The following is an 18,259-nucleotide window of genomic DNA, read 5'->3' as shown; positions in this document are numbered from 1 at the left end:
TTTGTTAAATCATCTTACTGCGCATTTCTTTGTACCTTGACCGGCCGATCGGCAGCTGCTCACCGTTTTTAAGTTGAACAGCATATCTTCCGCCAGCTTCTATTACCAGTTTCCCGGCTTGTTGCAGGTTAACAATATACGAGCGATGGATACGGATAAAATCACCGGCTGGCAGCAATTGGCCGAGCGCGTCCAGGCTTTTGTCATGTAATTCCTGCATGCCGTTTTGCAGGTGTAATTCGCTGTAGATACCCGCGCCTTTGATGTAACTGACCATTACGGTTTCTATCATTTTGATAATGCCACCTTTTTTTATCGCAAGGAACCTGAGGGGACTTCTAACCAGATTATCTTTGTTGTTCAGCCGTCCAAAAGCCTGGAACAGGCGGCTCTCGTCGAATGGTTTAGGTACAAAATCCAGGACGCCATGGGCAAAAGCGGTGATGGCTTTATCGGTATAGGCCGAAACAATAATGGTATGGAAGGGCCTGGCCACCATTGCCTCCAGCACCGCAAATCCATTTTCGCCGTTCAGGTTCAGATCCAGTAGCAGCACATCAACGGGTGATTGTTCAATATGCGCAAGGCCTTTGGCAAGCGTGTCGCATACGGTGAGCGTAAGCTGCTGTTCAAAGTAAGCCTTTGTCATCCGCGCCAGCCGTTTGGCGATCCGCGCCTCGTCTTCAATGATCAATACCTTCATAAGTCGATACGGATAATACTTCTCCAACCCCCGGTAAAAGGCTCCGAACTAAAATTCCACCCCTCGCCGTAGCTTTCCTTTAAGCGTGCTTCAATATAACGGAAGCCGTTACCGCCCCGGCGCTCGCTTTTTAGCCGGTTCTCTGCAAAAACTTCAAAGGTATATTGTTTAGCTGCCGCGCTGCGCGAAAAGTTAAGTGCAAACGCAATTTTATGCTCATCGGACGGAATACTATGCGTGATGCCGTTTTCCAGCAGGGTGTGAATAATTGCCGGTGGGATCAGTTCGTCATTCTGTATACCCGAGTCTGTCCATACATAGGTAATCTCTTTACGAAACTGCATTACTTGCAGGTGGTGCCTGCAAAGGTCTATCTCCTGCCGGATGGGAATAAGCGCGTGTTCGGCGATCTCGTTCATCAGGTCAAACTCGTGCGATAGCGCCTGGATAAATTGCACCCCCTGCGCGGGCGATTCTTCCACCCAATCGATAAGGGAGGTTAGTGTATTGCGCAAAAAGTGTGGTTGAATATTCTTTTTGATCAGTTCCAGCTGCAGGCGGGAGGATAGCAGCAGCGAGGCCTGGTGCGCTACTTCCAATTGCTTGGCGCCGAGAGTTTGCAGATAAAGGATGCATAGCAGAATAAGCGTAAAGGCAATGTACAGACCGAAGTCGTAAAACATATACTGGTTGATCACCATAGAGGCTGCAAAACAGGCAAGGACCAACACGCTACCCCGTTGTTTTTTAATTAAGGCGTACAACAAAATCAATACAGATGCGATCCAGAGTGTTAAGCTGTACAGGTGCGCTGTAAGGTCGTATGACCCATAATTGATCGTATAGATACACAACAAAGCGACAAGCAGTGCCGCCATAAACAGCATCTTGTATGGCAAATTAAAATGAATAGTAAAATATAACGGGATCAGGAGCGCGTTGGCAAAAGTAAGCCAGCCCACGATGGTCAACCGGGTATAGAACTGCGTATAAGGTATATCGATATAAAATTTCAGGTATTCCATCACTAGCAGGGCAAAGAATAAAAAGCAGATCACCGCAAACAGCAGTGTCGTACGCTGTTTGTATTTACTGTTAGCATATAAAAATAGGTAATAGATTGCCGCGATAAGAAAAGCCCCCGCCATGAGGTTGACTAGTGAGAGTTCGATAAGCGGCTGGCGCAATAGCTTCAGGTAGCTGTCGGGTTTGGCCATTACGCTCCGTTCGGTAGTTTCCAGCAAATGGCTTTGCGTCCCGCTAACAATCACCACATGCTTACCCAGTCCCGCCAGTTTATCGGGGATCTGGTAATAACTTGTTTCAGTGCCGGGCACTTCGGGTTTGCCGGCGCTGGCCGGTACGCCGTTCTGCCCGACCTTAACGCCATCCCAATAAACCGCGAAAGCGCCGAAACTGTGTACCTGTAGTCCCATGGGCGAACTGAACTTTTTTTCCAGCACATCGATATCCACACGGCCGGTAAACGTCGTGCCCGGCCGGCTGAGGACGGCATCCGCCATCTCGTACCTAATATCAGGATCGGGCCGGCAAGAGGCAAGGGCAGCGAGTAAGAGGAACAGGAAGATCCGGCATTTTTGCATCCAGTAAATATAGATAAACCCATATTGCTTTTTAGTGCAGCAGGAAAGCCCTGAGTGCCGTTCGCATGTTTTTTGGGGTTATACGTCTTACCCGTTCCTAATCTTGCAGCATGAGAATGATACTAATCCTTATGCTTTGCCTGGGGTGCACCGCAGCTGCAGCCCAAACCCTTACCGGAACGTTAACAGATCTGGATACCCATAACCCCATTGCCTATGGCACGGTCAGCCTGCTGGATACGTTGGGCAAGCCGGTTTCCGGCACCATGACTGATGAAAAGGGTGGGTTCCTCCTGAAATACACCAAACAGGGGACCTTTACACTGAATTGCAGCTTCATGGGTTACCAAACCCTTAAACGAAGCGTGACACTTACCGGCGGTAAAACCGATGTGGGCATCTTGTTGCTGATACCCGACGCGCGCCAGTTAAGCGAGGTAAGGGTTTCCGCCCAGCAGTCTGCCCTGCGCTTGTTGCCGGATAAAAAAGTGTTTGAGGTAGGAAAGGACGTTTTATCCCAGAATGGTTCGGTTAGCGACGCGCTGAATGGTATCCCGTCTGTCGCTGTCAGTCCGCAGGGCGAGGTTAGTTTACGCGGAAATGCCGGTGTTACGGTACTGGTGAACGGGCGGCGCTCGGGCCTTACGCAAGGCAGTGCTTTAGAGCAGTTGCAGGCCGATCAGGTAGAGCGTATCGAGGTCATCACCAGCCCCTCCGCGCGTTATGATGCCTCGGGAAACGCGGGGATTATCAATATCGTACTGAAAAAAAATAAAAAATCGGGCTTTAACGGGCAGGTAAAGGTGGTAGCCGGTATACCGAATGACACCCGCATCAATCCGAGCGTTAATTACAAGTCAGATAGGTTCAACTTCTTTTCCACGTTTGGGATGCGTAAGTCAGATTACAAAGGGATCTACACCACTGACCAGGTAACCGGCTCGAGCAGCCTGAAAATGCTGCAGAACGAGAACCGGCACGATGACGGAAAGATGCTTTACCTTGGAGCAGATTATTTTATCAGTAATAAGCGCACCATGACCGCCGCTTACCTCTGGAACGGCACGCATGACCACGATAAAACAAGACTGAACTATGATTACCGGAGCACGGCGCCAGACAGCACCCTGCAGCGGAATGGCGAATCGTGGGAGCAGCGGAACTACCATCAACTGGAATACAATTATACGCAGCTGTTCTCACGCGCCAGGCAAAAATGGACGGTTGATATGCAATACGATTGGTGGGACAGTAAAAAGGACTGGGCATTGGCCACCAGTAAACTGTATCCTGCAATTGCAGATTATCCGGATCTCCGCACCAACACCCGCGAGGCTAACCGCGACTTGCTTGTGCAATCGGACTGGGCACAACCCATCGGCAAGGAAACACTGCTGGAACTGGGTATCAAAAGCGAGAACCGCCACGTGCAGTATGATTTTCTTGCCCGCCAGCAGGCGGGCGACACTTATATAACCTATAAGGGGCTGGATAACGGATTGGATTACAGCGAACGCATACAGGGTGCCTACGCACAACTGGGCAGCAAACAGGGTAAATTGAGTTACCTGAGCGGGCTGCGCCTGGAGGTTACAGGCATCCGGGCATCCGGCAGGGATGGGGGCTATAAAAACCAGAAGGACTATGTACGACTGTTCCCGACGCTGCACCTGGATTATGCGCTTTCAGCTGCTTCCACCGTGCAGGCACATTACAGCCGCCGCATCAGCCGCCCATCACTCTATCAGCTCTCGCCTTACCTCGAGCTGACGGACCTGAACGCGCAGAATACCGGCAACCCGGATCTTAACCCCACTTATTCCAACCTTTATGAACTGGGTTTCCTGTTCCGGAGCAACACGCTGACGATCAATCCCTCCTTATATGCTCAGTATACGGACGCGCCGATAACAGATTATACTTCCCGTAATCCCGACGGGATCTTTATCACGCTTCCTGTCAATATCGGCCGGGAAACACGGCAGGGCTTCGAGCTGAATGTAATGTATAATCCACTGAATGCGCTGCAACTCAACGCCGACTTTAACCTGTATCGTTTCCGGCAATCAGGAGCTTATAACGGCTTTGATTTTGGCTTTTCCGGCGGTTCATCTTCTGGCAGGCTCAGCGCGCAATGGAAGCTGGCCAAAACCCTGATCGCACAGGGGCGGTATTACTACAACGGGCCATCAGCCAGCGCACAGAGCCATAACCGGGCCATGCACTGGGCCGACTTTGGCATCAGTAAAAACATGCTTGCCGACAGACTGGCTGTGGTTGCGGATGTTACCAACGTCTTCGACTCCCGCCGGTACCGCACTACAACTACCGGGCCGGGTTATGTTTTTTCTACCATGAGCCGCTTCAACGGCGCACGTTACCGCCTCAGCGTTGTCTATAAAATCAAGAGTAATACGACCGTTCGGGAGGCTAAAAGCGGTAACCGGAATTGATATTAAAACTTTGTCTATTGTAACCTTTTGTTCTTTGCAGAGGTCTAATTAAAAAATTGAATATGAAATCTTTATTTATTTGTGCTGGTTTGATCGCGTTGACTGTTGCGTTCACATTGCTAGCAACTGCGCAGCAGCAAAGCAATGTGGTCCAAAACCCTGATCTACTATATCAAAAAGTAGCTGAATTGGATAGTGCCATGTTCTCCGCCTACAATAAACGTGACCTCGAAGGATTAATGGGCTTCTTTTCCCCCGACCTGGAATTCTATGATGACCGAAGCGGCCTAACGGATTATGCACATAACCTTGCCGCGTTTAAAAGGAATTTTACCGATCCCGTGCATTCGTCAAGACGGGAACTGGTCAAAGGCAGCCTGGAAGTTTACCGTCTGGGCAGTTTTGGCGCATTAGCCATCGGTGTGCATAAATTTTACGGCACGGTTAATGGCAAGGAAGAATTAGAAGCCACCGCAAAGTTTACCGAGGTTTGGGAGAACAAGAACGGCAAGTGGCAGGTAAAGCGCGAAATGAGTTACGACCACAGGTAAAGTTGTCCGGAATATCAATATATCCCCTCCCATCACTCTCTAAATCGGTTCGTATGCATAAGGGGCAAGCGTACCTTACCGAAACTTCAGTAAACGGCCTGTCAGACGCCAGTTCATAATTTTCCAGCAACTTTAATTCGTTCGTAGACAGGAAGGCCGTCTCCACTTTTTTATAACGGAACTTATAACTTTTGAACGGGTCTTTAGTGATCCATTGCAGCTTAAAAGCCAGCGTGGTCATTTTCCGCAGCCGGATCAAGTGTTTCATCACGCCATTATTATTGATGGGCTGATAATGGTCTGCCGGTTTGTGGCTGCGCAGAAAGGTCTCGAAATCAATAATGAATTTATAGTCGATATCACAAATGCGGATATCGGCAGCATTACGTTTCGCTTTCAGAAATTTTTCCAGGTAACGGACGGTCACCTCATAGTGTTTCAAGGTGCTGTGGGTCAATGCCGCAGAAGCGGTCTCCCGATGGTAATCGATCAGTTTGCTGAACATGTAGCTCTCATCGGTTTCTTCACCCAGGAAATAGGCCTTTAATAATTGCGGAGTGATGTCTTTACCGGCCATCTGCAATTGCTGGTAGTAGGTCGTGATGGTAAACTTGACCTGTTCGAGGTAAGCATTTGTTTTTTCAGCTTCCTGCGCTTTGACTTTTAGGCTGCCCCGGCCAAAGTCCCAGTCTTCGACCACGACCTGTTGCTTGAGCGCGAGCATTGTTTTTTCCTTGTTGACCATAATGCCGACATAGACACTGGTCTTGCCATCCTTGTTGGCCTTTTGTTTTTTGATGGTGAAATTGACACCAAACGACTGCGATGTTTTCATCTTTGTACAGTTTTAAGTGAATAAATGATTGATCAATTCCGAAAATCGTTTGATTTTGGGTATCCGAATCGTGCGCCAAAAGCAGTCTGTTTGAGTTCATTTCAGTTCATAGATTATTCATCTAATAAACTGGACTACAGTTGTTTACGCGATTTTGGAGACCGAAAATAAAAACAAATTTTTGGTAGCCAGTTTGGTCTCGGAAACGGTGTATTCAGAAGGATTGAGAAGGATTACTAAAAAACAAAAAACCCTGTAAATCAACGACTTACAGGGTTATAAAATCAGCTGAATGGCCAATTTGTGCGCCCACCTGGGCTATGGTGATACCTTTGCAATCAATTGATTATCAGTCGCTTATGCCATAAACCACAATGCCTCGTGAGGCATTTTACTCGTTTACCGCTTTCGCTTACCCAAAAATACTAAAAAATATTAATTCCTACTAAAAATTTTTAATTGGGTTCCAGGTTCGAGCCCGACCATGCGCATGAGCGGCTTACCTGATCGATGGAACGTTGTGTTTTAAAATAACCCTGCGCAATCGCTCCTGATGTTCGTCACCCCAAATGCCGATAGAACTGATCAACGGGATAAGCGTTTTTCCAAATTCCGTCAATTCATATTCCACTTTTGGAGGCATCACCGGGTATATGGTTTTGATCACCATTTCATGGTCCTCGAGTTCTTTCAGCTGGACATTCAGCACTCGCCTGGTAACGTCGGGGATCTTCCGTTGCAGTTCACTGGGCCGTAAGTTGCCTTCATGGATGAACCATAGTATCCTGATCTTCCATTTGCCATACAGTACTTCACCGACCAGATCAAGTCCGCAATTGAGAGAAGGAGTAATCTTTTTCACGTACATAAATACAAATATACAATACCCTCATTGGTGAGCAATACGGATAAGTTTATCCCTATCTGATTCGTAAGCCCGTAATTGTATGTTATCGGAGTACTGTAGAGATTTGCACAAAACAAATAGTATGGAACAGCAAATCAATTACAGTAACGAATTATCCGGTAAGATAGCCCTTGTAACGGGTGGCACAAAGGGCGCGGGAAAAGCGATAGCCGAACGCTTAAATTCGGCAGGTGCAACGGTGGTGGTCACGGCAAGGAACAAACCCGAACAGGCAGATCATGACTTGTATTTTATTCCTGCCGACCTGAGCCAACGGGGAGCGGCTGATGAAGTTGCCAAAGCAGTATTAGCGCGTTATGGCAGACTAGACATACTGGTTAACAATCTCGGTGGCTCCGAAACACCCGCAGGCGGTTTTGCTGCACTTACTGATGAGCACTGGGAAAACACCATCAGCACCAACTTACTTGCACCGGTAAGGCTAGACAGGGCTCTATTGCCCCGGATGATAGAGAACGGCAGCGGGGTGATCATCCATATCGCTTCCATCCAAGGTATATTGCCGCTATATGATTCTACCTTGCCGTACGCTGCTACAAAAGCAGGTTTGATCAATTACAGTAAAAGTTTATCGAATGAAGTTACGCCAAAAGGTGTCCGCGTGCTAACTGTTTCGCCAGGATGGATAAATACTACCGCATCGGTAGCTTTTTTGGGCGAGATCGCAAGGAATGCTAATAGTACTGTAGAAGAAGCTCGGCAAGGTGTCATGGATGCATTGGGCGGAATACCTTACGGCAGGCCCGCCGAACCGGAAGAAGTAGCCGAATTGGTTGGCTTCTTAGTTTCTCCAAGAGCCAATTATTTAACAGGAACAAATTTCATCATTGATGGCGGAACCGTACCAACTATCTAATAATCAAATAAATAAATATCATGAAATTACCACAATTAGTAGCGCAATTTATAGAGACGCAGAACACTTATGACAGCAAGGCTTACACTGAGTGTTTCACCGAGAATGCTATCGTACATGACGAAGGCAAGACCCACACCGGCAAAAAAGAAATCCGCCAGTGGATAGAAGAGGCAAACGAGAAATATAAATCGGTGATGAAACCGCTCCAATATGATGAATCCGGCACAAACGGAGTATTAACCGCGGAGGTTTCAGGAACATTTCCAGGCAGCCCGATTGTGCTGAAATTTCATTTGGGACTAAAGGACGGTCTTATCGATTCATTAAATGTGATCGAATAATTCAAAGCCGAAAGGCCGCAAGGCTGGATATTATCAGAAAGCTGCATAAGATAAGCTAAGGTGGTTTTCTAATATCCAATTGAACCAATGCCTGCATTGAATGGTTTCAGTTAGTGACACCGAATTTAAGATTGACAGATAGGGTTCAAGCAGATTGATAGCATGCTAAAACTTTGAGCTTCGTGAGTTGTTGATCCTAAACCCTTTACCGCTTTTTTGACATTTTAAATAAAAGTTATGATCAGGAAATTAAAATCAGGGCAATACCGCATTTACTCCAGGAAAGTCGATCCGGAAACCCATAAACGCAAGAACCTGGGGACATTCGATTCAAAGGAAGCCGCGCAGAAACATGAAAAGGAAATTCAGTATTTTAAGCATCATTAGTACCGAACAATTGACAGCAGTTTCCGCGTTGGCTGCTCAATTTATGTCACATTTTTATATAAATCTGTGACATCAAAGCGCCCCGCATTTTGCACCAATTGAAAACAGTTCAACAGGCAAAATACGGGGCGAAAAGGGACCCGCAGAGCGGGGCCGTCCGGCAATTTTAAAGTTCGATAACGATGCCGTCCTGACAATCGGCAGCTTCTGCCTCTGCATCCGCTTTGTTGTCGAATATTTTGTTTTCACCGTTCTCATCGGTAACAATAATGGCATACGCTGCGCCAGCAAATTTTTCAATAATCAGATAACTCATAGCTGTAATAATTTTTGATAAATGTCTTCCCAATAGGCTTTTCGTTTTTCATCTGCCTGTTGGTATTGCGGGTCAAGACGTTGGTAATAACGGTAATCATCCGCTTGCATGATCGCTAATTGCAGGTTGTCGATTTCCAACTCGAAACCGTTTAAGTCAGTTATTTTCAATGGTTGGCCTTTCATGCTACTTTTAACGGCTGTGTCCTGAAATCCTTGAGGTTCAAAAAGAAACCCCTGTTGAATAAAATGCCCTCCCGAAACAGTTGCCATAACAAGGATGCGCCTACATTAGCCAGTGCCGAATTAATAAATAAGTCCTGCTTGGTCAGGGCTTCGGCCAGTGAACAGCTTGGTGTGTTATCCGTAGTTTCGGATGCTTTTAGCAGTTCGCCAAATTCATCGGTGACCATCGGCAGGGTTTCTGCGGTGCGGTATTGTTTGGAATCGGGCTGTTTGATTTTACCGATGGTGGACAGGACGACCTGTCCTGTTTCCCTGCTGTTGCCGAAATCCATATAATAGAGCGGTTGGCTTCGGCTGTTGCTCATGCGCTTGTTTAGCGTTTTCAGGATGTGTGCAATATCTTCTCTCGCCTGAACCGTATCGACACAGCCGATGGTGATGGTTGCCCATGCGCTTTCTTTATCCCCGCTATAAGTCATATCGTACTTTTCAGTAACCGCTTTCCAGTTTGTACCGAAAAAGCGGTTGATACGATTTATCAGTGCTACGGACTTGGGCAAACCTAACTCGGCGGTCGTAAACAATTGCCTTGCTAAATTAGCCCTGTTTACGGTATCATCATCAAATACCCTGACTAACAAGCCGGGATGATTTAAAGCGGTTAGGGCTTGGTTAATTCTTGCCAATGCGGTCAATACCTGTCCGCCTGTACCCCCTGCGCCAATCAGGTTGACGGTAACAGGATTATAGGGCTGTAGCAACTCTTTATTCACGATATGCACCGCTGTGCGGTTATCTTTTGTCTTTTTCATCGGATTAAATCTTTTATGGTTTTACCATTTTTTATTAATTCATGCTGCGGGAACTCCCTGCCTGTGCCGACCTGTTCCTGCCATAAGGCAACCAAATTGCCTTTGCAATGGCGATGGTTGCCAAGCGTGTGGGTGAAATAGCTGTTAAAGAAATAGCTTTCCCATTGCGCCATAAACTGCTCTAAATGCGTTTGTCGGTCAATATTGATGTTGACCGTCCCCATACAAACGTTACCGTCCTGTGAGAGGTTAAATAAAGGCGCATAATACAATGGAGTATCGGCGTTGGGCTTTGCCTTGCCTTTCAGGGCAAAGACCTGTAACCGCTCTTTAGTGGCCTTCCAAAGCAGGGCGGGTATATTGGTTTTGCCCGATGGGATGCCCAAACTTTCCGAAAAAAACAAGTCAGTTTCCTGTGGCGGGGTGTACCAAATGGCATAGCCGTTATTTTGGGCGTTCACATAAATTAATTGGGGTGGCAACACGCCCCTGCATTGCAGGTAGGTCGTTTGCAGTTCTTGGGTGGATTGCATCAATTCGCTGAGCATCAACATTTCGTTAATGGATAAGGGATGGGCATTAATCGGGTTACCCTGCTTGCCAATATCATAGCTTTCCACGTAAATATCGCTTTCCCTGCGGTCATGGTTTTCCTGTTCTATAGACTTGTAAATCAGCAAGGCTTTAACAGGCAGGTACTGCTCGTTAAATGTTTGGCTCACGTTCTTCATCATCATGGTCGTTTAAAAGTTTACAAAAGTTCCAAACCAGTTCCAACAGGCGGTCTTCAAAATCAAAATCGGGGCTGTCCTTTTCGGGCAAACGGTCGAATTTTTGCAGGTGCATCGGCTCGTCCATATAGGCGATTTCCTGAAAATTGCAGTTTACCGTATCAAAAAGCGTATCTGCTAAACAACCATCACCACTCCAATAGAAGCTGATGTACTGATCGGCGCTAATGCGGTCTTCATCTTCGGGATACAACAAATCTGAATGGATATTGTCAAATATGGAACGTTGCGGGTACTGACGGTAGAGTTGCAAAAATTCCACACTGATGGCTTGCCATTCCTGTTCCCAATTATCCGCAGGACGGAAGTTTTCTACGACATCGGCAAACCGCTCCAAATAATGCGGGTTACGGATTTGCTCGTGCAGTTTTAACCCTGCATTGTGCAACACATAAAGCTCGTCCAATTGCTGTTGGCGGTCTTCCTCGTCTTCTTGGTCATCGTTCACCCAATCCTCTATCATTTGGTACTGGCTTCCCACATAGCTACCGTTTTCCGTATAAAAGGGAATGCCGACTACCTGATGCAGGTAGGCACAAATGCACAATAAGAGTTCTGCGAGTTTCTGCGCCTGACTGCTTTGCACCCAATGCCACATGGGTCGTATAGGGATATAGTATAAATTCATACCCGTATCGTAACGGCTGACCGTAGCCAAAGTGGCTGTATGCGTATCATCGCAAGCGATAAAGCATTCCAGTTTCTTATCCTTAGCTTTTAAGGCTTCGCAGACCGCTTGCCATGTTTGGTAGATGCTTTGCGGGAACACCTCGTTGGCAGATGGCGTTACGGTTAAGCCATAGTAATTACAGAGTTGGGAAAGGGAGTGTAAAAACTCCCTTTCTGCCCTGTCCTTGTTGCCCTCGTAAGCCCAAAATGGTTTAAACTGGTGTTTTAAAAAACCATTTCGGCGATACCCTGCGGTGCGCTTCTTGACGGATTGCGCTGTATCTCGTTGGCATCGGGCAGACGGTTTAATTTTTCTATTAACGTGCCGAATTGCTGTTGTAGCTTCCATTCCCGTTTCTCCTTATCAATTTTTATTACCCTTTCTCGTTTCATGGTTTATCCTTTATGCCCCATCGTGCTTTCAAAGCGGTACTGCACTTCATCGTCCTTGATTTCGGGGCCGATGATTTTCGCATTGGTGAGTATGGGGTAGTTAGCCGAATAGAAATTCTGTACATCACTGGCGGTAAATTCCGCACCAGGGTCTGCCAAACGCACGTCCTGTCCGTTTTCTTTGTGCAGAAACACCCGTTTTAATTGGTTGACTATCATGGTCGTATGCTTTGGTTAAACTTCCTGTAAACTGGCGTAGAGTTCCTGACGTTTCTGCAATTGCTCCCGCTTGGTTTTGATTTCGCTTGCCTTGTTGGGGTACTCGTCCGCATCGGGCAATTGGGCAATCGCTTCCTTGTATTTCATGTCGGTATTCAAATGATTAACCCTTTGCATGGCTTCGTCATACAGGCGTTGCTTCTCTGCCAATGCCTCGGTTTCATCGGGCTGTTCGTCCAAATCATCGTTGTCATCTTCGGGTTCTTCTGCGGGTTGGCTAAACAGGCTGTTATCACTCTTTTTAGCGGTTGCGGTGTTTTTGCCTGTTGTTTTTTCAGGCTGCTTTTTCGCCTTGTCCAGTTCGGCCTGATAGGCTTCTTGATTGGCAAAAAGTTTGACGGTTTGCTTTACAGGTTCACTTACCTCGCTAAAAAACTTTTCATCCAGTTCCTGCACCATGCCTTTTAACAGCATCGGCGGGATATTTTTACCTGTGGTGATTTTGGGGTTGTTATTTGCCAACAATACCAAAACGGTGAGCGTACCGCCCTCTTGGGCTTGGATATTGATTTGCAGGGTGCCATTGATTTGCAAACCCGCTATTTGTTCAAAAAAATTCGTTTTCATGTGCTTAAAATTTAAAATGATTAAAACCTGCAACAGCGAGTAAGAGCAAACCCGCTAACAGGGATAAATTGCCGATCATTAAAATCAGGCTTTCCAATGCGGTTGTTAATACAGCCCTGCCATAAGAGGAAAATTGCTGTAAACCCGCCATGCCCCTGCGGTTGAACCTGCGTTTGCCGATGCGGTAACGGATAAATAAGCCCATAGCCAACAAAATCAAACCGCAGGGAACGGTATAGCTGTGATGCGCTTTCATGGTTAACCGAATAAAAGTTCTACAGCGGGTTTAAACTTGGGTTCGGTGTGCCTGTCAAGCGCCACATATTGCGTTAATGCATGGGCGGTAAAAATGGCTGTATAGCCACCGAATAACTGGTCGGCAAATACGGCTGAACTTTTATTGAGTTCTTTAGCGTATTTGGCCATGACCCTTTGCGCTTCTTCGGCGAGTTCGAACCAAAAATCCACCCCGAACATTTGGTCTTTCCATTCTGCGGTTATCCGCTCTTTATCGTTTAGAACGGTTTCGGTCAGTTCGTTGAGATACCCTAAAAATTCAGGTATCTCGTTTATCAATAAGCTATGCAAAAGCCTTGCTTTCTGCACGTTGTTCAATAACTTTAGTGGTTGCATATTCTGATTTTTAAGGGGATGGCTATGCCCATCCCTGTTGTTTAGCAAATGATTTGATTTCTTTTAGGGTTACCTGATGGCAACCCACACGGATAAATTTTTTATTGACCTCGGCAATGGCATATTTGTCTAAGAATAGCTTATCGCAGTTCGTGCAACCGCCTTTTTTGTTGGTCGTTATCACGAATTGATAAAGCTGATGCCCTGCCGACAAAGGAAACCTGATGCCTTGCGTGGTTTCCACCTGTCCCGTCTTCACATCGAACCGCAGGTAGTCCAAGCCGTCATAGGTTCGGAGATTATTCCGTTGGAACGAACGCCAATCTTTTAATTGCTTTTTTTGGACGGACAGCCATTTCCTTTGCTGTTTTTTCTCCTTTGCTTCCTGTAACTCTCTTTCTTTCTGGAGATGTACCACGAACTCGTCAAAGTTTTGGATATTACCCAAGGCTACCAGTTGCTCCGGCAACTCGTAACCAAAGAAATCTGCATAACGCTTCGCTTTATCAAATAGCTGACTGATTTGAAGCAGATACTTTTCAGGTTTACGTGCCGTTCCCAAATGGTGCGCCAACTCATTCATCGCTGTGTGCCAACTCTCAAACAATTCATACTTGCTTGATGCCGGGTCGGGTACGTAAATCTTGGTCAAATGAGCGGATGCCCTCCTTACAATTTCGACGTGCTTACTTGTCGTCCTGCTGTACGTCCTTTCGGTGAATAACACAGCGTGTTCGCCCTGCTCGTTCCAAACGTGTTTGGCAATCATAAAGTGGTCGCCGTACGAGTAAATCGCACCACTTGCAAAAAACAAGTTGGATGATGATGCCGAAGCGTTAGTATCGGTACGGTTCGCCCAATCGTGGGCTACATCGTATATATCCATTCTGCTATACATTTCCTTTGCACTAATCGGTCAAAATTATTTTACCTCTTTCTCTAAAACCTTGATTTTGCCGTGTATAAACGGCTGTAAACGTTTAATTAAATTGCTCGCTTGGTTTCAGCACTTTGTTTTTATCACCTGCCTGTCTTGGGGTTTTGCTGTTGTTTTCCGCTTCTTTTTTCACCCCTTTGCTTAGCATGGTAATTTCATCGGTGCGGAATTTCAAACTTGCTTTCGGTTCGCCGTCACGGCTAACCCACGGCTCGGCAGTCATAAAGCCGTGCAGTTGTACAATCATGCCTTTGGTTAGAAAAGGCGCTATGGCATCAGAACGCCAATAGGCACAATCCACAAAGGCGGTTTCTTCCTTGCGTTCGCCCTGCGATTTGTAAGTGCGGTTAACGGCTACCCTAAAACCTGTTACATTTTGTGTTTCGCTTACTGTTCTTACGGTTGCATCTGCAACCAGTCTTCCTGTGATTTCCATGATTTCTATTTTTTATGGATCAATGAATTTGCTCTCCAGTCCTCCGTCCGGGCTTCCCCTTTCATTTGGCTTTTGATACTGCCCCAACCGGAATTTTGGGGCATTAAGCCGGGCCGGTAACCAAAAAATACTACCCAAAGGGTGGAGATTTTTTGGTTAAGCGCAGCGACGGATTGGTGTATGCAACACAATTCCGACCGCGCACATTCGTGCGCTCATTGTAGTAGGAAAAGCCAAATGAAAGGGAAGCCTGTTTTATCTATTTCTACTAACTGATCGCAGCAGGCGTGAAAATGACAACTGCCCTCGCAGCCTTTGAAGGCACTGAAGGCTGCGCGCAGGCACCCCGACCATGTGGCGGGGCCTGGTTGGCATTTTCCGCCGGGGTCTTCAATCAGCCAGGGCGGAGCGCCGTGAATTCATTAAGTATGAATTTTAGGGGCGCGATGCTATGGTCTTCGCCGGGGCTTTTGGAGCGCAGTGAAAATGCCATAGGCGGCGGTAGGGATCGGAAGCGTATCCTCCGCAGGAGATATAGCAGAGAGCCCGGGCCGGAGGTACCGCACAAACGTTTAGAAACGGCTATACACGGGTATTTAGCTTCATTTTCAGGCCTTCCTGCTCAATTTTGTCCCCATAAATTTTAAGATCATGAACAATTTGAGTAACAGCGTGCGGCTGACCGGGAGGTTGGGCGCGGCACCAGAGATGAAGAACATTGATGAGGAACGAAAGGTGGCTAAGATCAGTCTGGCGACCAATTATTATCGGAAAAACGGTAAGGGTGAGACGGTACAGGAAACGCATTGGCACCAATTGGTTTTATGGAACAGGCAGGCTGAAATTGCCGAGCAATACTTAGACAAAGGCAGTCAAATCGCTATTGAAGGGCGTTTGGCGAACCGGTTTTATACCGATAAAGATGGTGCTAAACACTATGTGACGGAGGTTGTGGTAAGCGAAATGATGCTATTGGGTAAGCCATGACGGTAAGTGTAGCGAGCGCGGCGTTGGTAGGGATCGATGCCGTGCTTATTACCGTAGAGACGAGGATCTGTGCCGGTGTGAGTTATTTTATTGTAGGCTTGCCCGGTGAAGCGGTTAAAGAGAGTTTATTTCGGGTGGAGAGCGCTATCACTACCTGCGATTTTGAGATGCCCCGTCAGAAAATACTGATCAGCCTGGCTCCGGCAGGAATTAGAAAAGAAGGGGCTGTTTTTGATTTGCCTATTGCTTTGAGTATCCTCGCTGCTTCCGGTCAGTTAGTGACGGAACAAATGAATGACTTTTTGTTTACGGGTGAACTGTCATTAACCGGAAAATTGCGGCCAATCAAAGGTACGCTGTCGGTAGCGGTTGAAGCACGTAAAGCAGGTATTAAGCACCTGATCGTACCCAAAGAGAATGCCAATGAAGCCGCTATGGTCAGTGACCTGTCGGTTTTTGGTTTTGATACTTTAGGTGATGTGGTGATTTTTTTGCAAAAGCCGGATAGTGTGAAGCCTGCAACGGTAAAACCGAATGAGAATAAGAAAATTGAACAGCTTTACCAGGCTGATTTTTCAGAAGTGCACGGGCAGGAAAAGGTGAAACGGGCTTTGGAAGTGATGGCGGCCGGCGGGCATAATAGTTTACTGATCGGCCCGCCGGGAACAGGTAAGACCATGCTGGCGACACGGTTGCCGGGTATCCTGCCGCCGCTCGGTTTGCAGGAATCGTTGGAGACGACAAGAATTTATTCGGTCGCCGGGCAACTGGATAATACGGGACTGATCACGGAGCGGCCCTTCCGGTCGGTTCATCATACGGCCAGTGATATTGCTTTGGTCGGTGGCGGGCCGGTGGCCATGCCGGGGGAAATATCCCTGGCGCATAACGGGGTCTTATTTATGGATGAACTGCCGGAGTTCAAGCGGCGGGTATTGGAAGTATTGCGGCAGCCTTTGGAGGAACGGCAGATCGCGATCTCGCGGGCGAGTTATGTGGTTAACTTCCCGGCCAATTTTGTTTTACTGGCGGCGATGAATCCGTGTCCTTGTGGTTTTCATGGGCACCCCGACCGGAAATGCAGTTGCACTTTGCAAGCGATCCGTTTATACCGGGCCAAGTTGTCGGGGCCTTTACTGGACCGCATCGACCTGCATATCGGAGTGCCGCCGGCCAATTTGAACGAGCAGCCCGTTGAAAACAGCGCAGCCATACGCCGGCGGGTGGTCGCTGCCCGGAACAGGCAACTGGAACGGGCGGGTGTTTGTAATGCCCTGATGAATAACGAAGCATTGCGCAGGTATTGTGTTTTGGGTAAGACCGAGCAGGAAGTCCTGAACCAGGCCATGGTGCAGCATAAATTATCCGCGCGGTCTTATGAACGTATTTTGAAGATGGCGCGGACGGTGGCAGACCTTTCGGGTTCGATACAGATCGGTCTGGTGCACCTGGTGGAAGCGATACAATTTAGAAGGCTGAACGTATAAGTAGATAAAAAAGAATAGCCGCCGAAATTTTGTTGCGTTAGGATGTTTGAGGAACTTCCGTTTTTTAAATTATTCATTAAACAGACGATGCTCACTACAGAACAAGCTATTAAAGACTTTCTCAATCATTGCAGGTTTGAAAAAAACCTGAGCGCCAAGACACTAAAATTTTACCAGATCGACCTTCGGCAATTTACCGCTTATGCACACCGGCAAAATTATTCCCATTTCGTTACAGAGATTGACAAAAGATGCCTGAAAGATTATTTGCAGGAGCTTTCCCAATGGAAGCCGAAGACGATCAAAAGAAAGGTAGCGACATTGAAAGCGATGTTCAATTACCTGGAATTCGAGGACGCTATATTGGTTAACCCTTTAAGAAAGATCCGGATCAAGATCAAGGAACCCCTAGTATTACCCAAGGCCCTGACCAAACAGGAAACCGGGCAACTTCTGGAGTCGGTCTATCAGTCTGTTGCAGATGCGAAATCCGGGGCTTATGGTTTCCTGGAAAAGTTAAGAAATGCGGCCATCATTGAGGTCTTATTCGCTACCGGGGCCCGGGTATCTGAGGTCGCCGATATGAAGGTCGATGATATTGACCTCGGTACCGGTAAAATATACATCCGGGGTAAAGGAAATAAGGAAAGGATCGTGTATGTGTGCCATGCGGATACCTTGAGGACGCTGAATGTTTATTATCAGTTCTTTCGGGAAAAGATCGACAGCAATGGGAATGACCTTTGGGTCAACCGCTTGAATAACAAGCTTTCCGACCAGTCGATCCGGCTATTGGTCCGGGGGGTTACGCAGGATGCGAAGATCACGAAACGCGTCACGCCGCATGTGCTGCGGCACACGTTTGCGACCCTTTTGCTGGAAAACGATGTTGACATTAAATATATACAGTCGCTTTTAGGCCATAGCTCGATCATGACCACGCAGATCTATACCCAGGCCAACCGGGAAAAACAAAAAAAGATATTGGAAGAAAAACATCCGCGCCAGGAATTGCACTGGAAATTGTCGCAGTGTCAATAAAGGATAACTAAACATTATCACGTGGCCATGCAAACCGTATACGACCTTAGGCGAATCAAGAGTAC

24 protein-coding genes are annotated in these 18,259 nt (G+C 47.1%); 8 read left to right on the top strand and 16 right to left on the bottom strand.

Annotated features, from left to right (window positions below):
- Positions 1-4: 4 nt before the first annotated feature.
- Both AC07M6_RS18605 and AC07M6_RS18600 read right to left on the bottom strand, forming a co-directional pair.
- Positions 5-703: a LytR/AlgR family response regulator transcription factor gene (locus tag AC07M6_RS18605; RefSeq protein WP_494892023.1), complete on the bottom strand. Its 699-nt coding sequence runs from the start codon at positions 701-703 to the stop codon at positions 5-7.
- Entirely contained in the window at positions 700-2,226 is a 1,527-nt protein-coding gene (locus AC07M6_RS18600) for a histidine kinase (protein WP_494892021.1), read from the bottom strand. The genes AC07M6_RS18605 and AC07M6_RS18600 overlap by 4 nt, the downstream gene beginning before the upstream one ends.
- 191 nt (positions 2,227-2,417) lie before the next feature.
- Between AC07M6_RS18600 and AC07M6_RS18595 the strand changes: the two genes are divergently transcribed.
- Together AC07M6_RS18595 and AC07M6_RS18590 are read left to right on the top strand one after the other, a co-directional pair.
- Positions 2,418-4,760 (top strand): TonB-dependent receptor, encoded by a 2,343-nt coding sequence (locus AC07M6_RS18595; protein WP_494892019.1) that lies wholly within the window; start codon positions 2,418-2,420, stop codon positions 4,758-4,760.
- A gap of 62 nt (positions 4,761-4,822) precedes the next feature.
- Complete coding sequence (locus AC07M6_RS18590) at positions 4,823-5,311, top strand: nuclear transport factor 2 family protein (protein WP_494892017.1); 489 nt, start codon at positions 4,823-4,825, stop codon at positions 5,309-5,311.
- Here AC07M6_RS18590 and AC07M6_RS18585 read toward each other — a convergent pair.
- Both AC07M6_RS18585 and AC07M6_RS18580 read right to left on the bottom strand, forming a co-directional pair.
- Complete coding sequence (locus AC07M6_RS18585) at positions 5,241-6,146, bottom strand: phage integrase SAM-like domain and Arm DNA-binding domain-containing protein (protein ID WP_494892015.1); 906 nt, start codon at positions 6,144-6,146, stop codon at positions 5,241-5,243. The genes AC07M6_RS18590 and AC07M6_RS18585 overlap by 71 nt on opposite strands.
- 499 nt (positions 6,147-6,645) lie before the next feature.
- Positions 6,646-7,014 carry a winged helix-turn-helix transcriptional regulator gene (locus AC07M6_RS18580; protein WP_494892013.1) on the bottom strand — a complete coding sequence of 123 codons (369 nt, stop codon included), beginning with the start codon at positions 7,012-7,014 and terminating at the stop codon, positions 6,646-6,648.
- 121 nt (positions 7,015-7,135) lie between these two features.
- Here AC07M6_RS18580 and AC07M6_RS18575 point away from each other — a divergent pair, with 121 nt between their 5' ends.
- The 3 genes from AC07M6_RS18575 to AC07M6_RS18565 all read left to right on the top strand — a co-directional run bounded on the left by AC07M6_RS18575 (position 7,136) and on the right by AC07M6_RS18565 (position 8,661).
- Positions 7,136-7,930 (top strand): SDR family oxidoreductase, encoded by a 795-nt coding sequence (locus AC07M6_RS18575; protein ID WP_494892012.1) that lies wholly within the window; start codon positions 7,136-7,138, stop codon positions 7,928-7,930.
- Positions 7,931-7,950: 20 nt separating this feature from the next.
- Positions 7,951-8,274 carry a nuclear transport factor 2 family protein gene (locus tag AC07M6_RS18570; RefSeq protein ID WP_494892011.1) on the top strand — a complete coding sequence of 108 codons (324 nt, stop codon included), beginning with the start codon at positions 7,951-7,953 and terminating at the stop codon, positions 8,272-8,274.
- 237 nt (positions 8,275-8,511) lie between these two features.
- Positions 8,512-8,661: a hypothetical protein gene (locus AC07M6_RS18565; RefSeq protein WP_494892009.1), complete on the top strand. Its 150-nt coding sequence runs from the start codon at positions 8,512-8,514 to the stop codon at positions 8,659-8,661.
- Positions 8,662-8,827: 166 nt separating this feature from the next.
- Here the strand turns inward: AC07M6_RS18565 and AC07M6_RS18560 are convergent, their stop codons facing one another.
- The 12 genes from AC07M6_RS18560 to AC07M6_RS18505 all read right to left on the bottom strand — a co-directional run bounded on the left by AC07M6_RS18560 (position 8,828) and on the right by AC07M6_RS18505 (position 14,679).
- The gene (locus tag AC07M6_RS18560; RefSeq protein WP_494892008.1) at positions 8,828-8,977 is read right to left on the bottom strand and encodes a hypothetical protein; all 150 of its coding nucleotides are present in this window, start codon (positions 8,975-8,977) and stop codon (positions 8,828-8,830) included.
- Positions 8,974-9,162, bottom strand: a complete 189-nt coding sequence (locus tag AC07M6_RS18555; protein WP_494892007.1) for a hypothetical protein — start codon at positions 9,160-9,162, stop codon at positions 8,974-8,976. Before AC07M6_RS18555 ends, AC07M6_RS18560 begins: the two co-directional genes overlap by 4 nt.
- A complete protein-coding gene (locus AC07M6_RS18550) occupies positions 9,159-9,974 on the bottom strand; it encodes a PRTRC system ThiF family protein (RefSeq protein WP_494892006.1) in 816 nt (271 codons plus the stop codon). The genes AC07M6_RS18555 and AC07M6_RS18550 overlap by 4 nt, the downstream gene beginning before the upstream one ends.
- Entirely contained in the window at positions 9,971-10,711 is a 741-nt protein-coding gene (locus AC07M6_RS18545; protein ID WP_494892005.1) for a PRTRC system protein B, read from the bottom strand. Before AC07M6_RS18545 ends, AC07M6_RS18550 begins: the two co-directional genes overlap by 4 nt.
- Positions 10,680-11,534, bottom strand: a complete 855-nt coding sequence (locus AC07M6_RS18540; RefSeq protein ID WP_494892003.1) for a hypothetical protein — start codon at positions 11,532-11,534, stop codon at positions 10,680-10,682. The genes AC07M6_RS18545 and AC07M6_RS18540 overlap by 32 nt, the downstream gene beginning before the upstream one ends.
- A gap of 125 nt (positions 11,535-11,659) precedes the next feature.
- Positions 11,660-11,827, bottom strand: a complete 168-nt coding sequence (locus AC07M6_RS18535; RefSeq protein ID WP_494892001.1) for a hypothetical protein — start codon at positions 11,825-11,827, stop codon at positions 11,660-11,662.
- 3 nt (positions 11,828-11,830) lie between these two features.
- Positions 11,831-12,046 carry a PRTRC system protein C gene (locus AC07M6_RS18530; RefSeq protein ID WP_494891999.1) on the bottom strand — a complete coding sequence of 72 codons (216 nt, stop codon included), beginning with the start codon at positions 12,044-12,046 and terminating at the stop codon, positions 11,831-11,833.
- Between the two features lie 15 nt (positions 12,047-12,061).
- Positions 12,062-12,673: a hypothetical protein gene (locus AC07M6_RS18525; RefSeq protein WP_494891998.1), complete on the bottom strand. Its 612-nt coding sequence runs from the start codon at positions 12,671-12,673 to the stop codon at positions 12,062-12,064.
- A gap of 4 nt (positions 12,674-12,677) precedes the next feature.
- The gene (locus AC07M6_RS18520; protein ID WP_494891996.1) at positions 12,678-12,929 is read right to left on the bottom strand and encodes a hypothetical protein; all 252 of its coding nucleotides are present in this window, start codon (positions 12,927-12,929) and stop codon (positions 12,678-12,680) included.
- A 2-nt stretch (positions 12,930-12,931) separates the two neighbouring features.
- A complete protein-coding gene (locus AC07M6_RS18515; RefSeq protein WP_494891994.1) occupies positions 12,932-13,306 on the bottom strand; it encodes a hypothetical protein in 375 nt (124 codons plus the stop codon).
- A 22-nt stretch (positions 13,307-13,328) separates the two neighbouring features.
- The gene (locus AC07M6_RS18510; protein WP_494891992.1) at positions 13,329-14,192 is read right to left on the bottom strand and encodes a hypothetical protein; all 864 of its coding nucleotides are present in this window, start codon (positions 14,190-14,192) and stop codon (positions 13,329-13,331) included.
- A 94-nt stretch (positions 14,193-14,286) separates the two neighbouring features.
- Complete coding sequence (locus AC07M6_RS18505; protein ID WP_494891990.1) at positions 14,287-14,679, bottom strand: single-stranded DNA-binding protein; 393 nt, start codon at positions 14,677-14,679, stop codon at positions 14,287-14,289.
- 651 nt (positions 14,680-15,330) lie between these two features.
- Between AC07M6_RS18505 and AC07M6_RS18500 the strand changes: the two genes are divergently transcribed.
- From AC07M6_RS18500 to AC07M6_RS18490, 3 genes are all read left to right on the top strand, one after another.
- Positions 15,331-15,666, top strand: a complete 336-nt coding sequence (locus tag AC07M6_RS18500; protein ID WP_494891988.1) for a single-stranded DNA-binding protein — start codon at positions 15,331-15,333, stop codon at positions 15,664-15,666.
- On the top strand, positions 15,663-17,153 hold the full coding sequence (locus AC07M6_RS18495; RefSeq protein ID WP_494891986.1) for a YifB family Mg chelatase-like AAA ATPase: 1,491 nt from the start codon (positions 15,663-15,665) through the stop codon (positions 17,151-17,153). Before AC07M6_RS18500 ends, AC07M6_RS18495 begins: the two co-directional genes overlap by 4 nt.
- 87 nt (positions 17,154-17,240) lie before the next feature.
- Positions 17,241-18,194: a tyrosine-type recombinase/integrase gene (locus AC07M6_RS18490; RefSeq protein ID WP_494891984.1), complete on the top strand. Its 954-nt coding sequence runs from the start codon at positions 17,241-17,243 to the stop codon at positions 18,192-18,194.
- The last annotated feature ends 65 nt before the right edge of the window (positions 18,195-18,259 follow it).

The sequence above is a fragment of the Mucilaginibacter sp. GW821-FHT07H05 genome (genome assembly GCF_059418485.1).
The sequence above is the reverse complement of the archived record's forward strand: the minus strand, read 5'-3'. Positions and strand labels throughout refer to the sequence as shown.